This is a genomic window from Methanosarcina sp. A14, from assembly GCF_001729375.1.
Taxonomy (GTDB): Archaea; Halobacteriota; Methanosarcinia; order Methanosarcinales; family Methanosarcinaceae; genus Methanosarcina; species Methanosarcina barkeri.
The window spans coordinates 1-2979 of the sequence record NZ_LZPK01000269.1; the positions used below are offsets into that span (position 1 = coordinate 1).

The window sequence follows — 2979 nt, forward strand, 5'->3', positions numbered from 1 at the left end:
AATATTTGTGTCTATATTTGTGTCAATATTTGTGTCAATATTTGTGTCAATATTTGCGTCATAAGCTGTAATTCTTTTCCTATTATGCATGTATTTGAGAATCGATGCACTAGTATTAGGTCTTGTTGTGCCAAGACATTACACCGAAAACGTTATTATGCGAGTGATAGAGTGTTTTCTTAAACCTTCTTTGCCCTGATTACTACAAATGAGGGAATTCTACAATGATACTCTTGCTCCGGATACAATTCTATTAATTCTCTTGGAGGAACCGGTTCTCTAAGTGAACTCACGTACATTCCTGCTTTTTCAACTGCTTCCATGTACCTTGATAAAGGTCTATGATAATGCAGTGTCTTGCCCCAGAAATTTAATTCTTCTACCCTTTCCTCTAAATAATTTCCTATTTTTTTATATGTTTTTATGCTATTTTCGTTTTCTTCCCAATCACTTAAAAAGAAGCATGGATGTGTAATTGAGAAAACAAAAGTCCCAGGCTTTTTCAGTACCCTGGCTACTTCAAAAACAAGTAATTCAATCTCAGGAATATCCATTAGCAACATATTCGCCACAACAATGTCAAATGACTTATCTTCAAAAGTTAACATTCTGGTCAAATCCATATTATAATATTGAAGATTATCATGGACGTGCTTGCGTTTTGCTATATTTAACATAGCTTCAGAACTATCTACAGCTATAACTAACGCTCCTTTTTGTGCAAGTTCTAACGAAAAAAACCGTCACCACATCCTGCATCAAGAACACGTTTTCCTTTTACGTTTCCTAATAATTCATTTACGGCAGCCAGGTATATCTGAGAATGAAAATTTCTTCCCCGATCGTTTTCTTCACTATAATTTTCAGCAACAATGTCCCAGTGGTTTATACTGTCTGTTCTCATAAATTAGCAGATCCTTTCAAATGAGATTTACCTATAGTAGCCACTTTAAATAATGCGCCATTTTATGTGTAAAATTTTGTCCGAATTCCGATTTACCTTTTTTGCCTCTGATTTATTCTGACTATATAAATATGCTCATATATCACCATAATTTATTTATTTTCTACGTTCCCATAGATTATAGGGGAATTGTTATGAAATGTGAAAGCTGTGGAGCAGAGAGTGAAGGAAGATACTGCAAGAAATGTGGTGAAATACTGGATGAAGTTGTAAGACGGGTAGGAGAAGCACGCTGGGCTGCAATGGATGATTGCTCATATATCTATCCGCTTGTCCAGCGCGTAGCTAAAGGAGAACTTACAGTCCACGATATTATTCAATCCCTTGATGTGGAAGACTGAACCTGCTTTTCTCTCAGGGCATTGGTCCGCAGATCCCGGGACGGGCTTGCAGGGCTTTTCTTCTGAGATGTAATGTAAGGCTTTATGACGAGTTTAGCGGAGGGGCCAACCTCTTACCTGCCAGAGTTCTCGCTTGAAATTTGAGTACTGAAGGAGGATGCATTTCAAACCAGGTCTCGAACTGTACTGCAGGAACCAGTCTTTTGAAATTAATTATAGTCCAGCCTTAGCTTTAAGCCTTAAAGTTATATCTCTTTAACTTTAATATTTCAGTGTTGAGCAGTTTTCCTGCTGTCAGGAGCTGGTGCCATCTATGAACAGAAAGACCGGTGCAGTTGTTCTGATATTCTTGTTTGCAGCAATGGTTTTCATTTCCGGATGCGTCCAAAATGAGAAAGCCCAGGCACCTGTAAATAAGGAGTTTCCCGAAACCGGTAAAGGGGATGAAAGCATGAACATTCAAAGTATAAAAGTTTCTAGCAGTGCATTTACATCTAATGGTAGTATCCCAGAAAAGTACACCTGTGATGGACAAAATATAAATCCGCCTCTGGAATTCGAAGGCATTCCTGAAAAGGCTGAGAGTTTAGTACTCATAGTAGACGATCCTGATGCTCCCACTAAGACATTTACACACTGGATTGTCTGGAACATAGAGCCTGTGGCGAAAATAGAAGAAGACAGTATACCTGGGGTCGAGGGTTTAAACGATTTCAAGGAAATTGGATATGGAGGGCCATGCCCACCCTCAGGCACTCACAGGTATTTCTTCCGGGTCTATGCTCTGGACAAGAATCTGGATCTTAAAGCAGGGGCGGGAAGAAAAGACCTTGAAAATGAAATGATAGGACATATTATTGCTGAAGGAGAGTTGATGGGAAAATACAGAAAAAAATGATTTTCTTATGGGGGGAAAAGAGTGGAAGAAAATCAAAAAACTGAATTAAATCCTAATTTTTTCGAAAATCCCGGAAGCGGCCTGGAAAAAGCAACCTTTGCTGCAGGTTGCTTCTGGGGCATTGAAGAGGCTTTCCGACAAGTTAAAGGTGTGGTCGCAACTGCGGTTGGCTTCAGTGGTGGGCATTTTGAACGTCCTACTTATGAACAGGTCTGCACCCTTGATACCGGGCATGCCGAAGCAGTTCGTGTGATTTTTGACCCTAAAGTAGTGTCTTATGAAACCTTACTTGATGTCTTCTGGAAAATCCATGACCCCACTACAAAGGACAGGCAGGGTCCTGATGTTGGAAAACAATACCGATCAGTTATCTTTTACCATGATGAAAAGCAAAAAATTGCGGCGTTAGCTTCAAAAGAAAAGCTTGAAAAATCAGGGGTTTTCAAAAATCCAATAGTAACTGAAATTGTGCCGATTTCCGAGTTTTATATGGCTGAAGAGTATCATCAGCAGTATTTTGAAAAAAAGGGTTTTCTGCAGAATGTACTCCGAGGCTTGAAGAAATAAACCCTAAAAAGAAAAATGCTACTTAACAATTTAAATCGAAAAAAATAACCTTTAAAATAGCCTTTTAGCGGAATAGCGCTTAACTTGTGTTCCTGTTACTTCATAGCATATTTTTTGTTTTTCTAACTCTTTTTGTTTTGTTAGATAATTTGATAAACATTCTACCAAATACATAGAGTAACTCATTAACTTTTGAGACAATGTTATTT

At 38.3% G+C, this 2979-nt stretch carries 5 protein-coding genes; 3 read left to right on the forward strand and 2 right to left on the reverse strand.

All coding sequences use genetic code 11. The features are described 5' to 3' along the window. Positions 1 to 179: 179 nt before the first annotated feature. Both A9239_RS12490 and A9239_RS20530 read right to left on the reverse strand, forming a co-directional pair. Complete coding sequence (locus tag A9239_RS12490) at positions 180 to 677, reverse strand: class I SAM-dependent methyltransferase (RefSeq protein ID WP_230629189.1); 498 nt, start codon at positions 675 to 677, stop codon at positions 180 to 182. A gap of 50 nt (positions 678 to 727) precedes the next feature. After that, positions 728 to 904 (reverse strand): hypothetical protein, encoded by a 177-nt coding sequence (locus A9239_RS20530; RefSeq protein WP_230629188.1) that lies wholly within the window; start codon positions 902 to 904, stop codon positions 728 to 730. A gap of 194 nt (positions 905 to 1098) precedes the next feature. Here A9239_RS20530 and A9239_RS12495 point away from each other — a divergent pair, with 194 nt between their 5' ends. From A9239_RS12495 to msrA, 3 genes are all read left to right on the forward strand, one after another. Next, positions 1099 to 1305, forward strand: coding sequence for a hypothetical protein (locus A9239_RS12495; RefSeq protein ID WP_048118032.1), 207 nt, complete (start codon positions 1099 to 1101; stop codon positions 1303 to 1305). A gap of 313 nt (positions 1306 to 1618) precedes the next feature. After that, positions 1619 to 2203, forward strand: a complete 585-nt coding sequence (locus A9239_RS12500; RefSeq protein WP_048118030.1) for a YbhB/YbcL family Raf kinase inhibitor-like protein — start codon at positions 1619 to 1621, stop codon at positions 2201 to 2203. 21 nt (positions 2204 to 2224) lie between these two features. Further along, complete coding sequence (gene msrA / locus A9239_RS12505) at positions 2225 to 2770, forward strand: peptide-methionine (S)-S-oxide reductase MsrA (protein WP_176722140.1); 546 nt, start codon at positions 2225 to 2227, stop codon at positions 2768 to 2770. Positions 2771 to 2979: the final 209 nt, after the last annotated feature.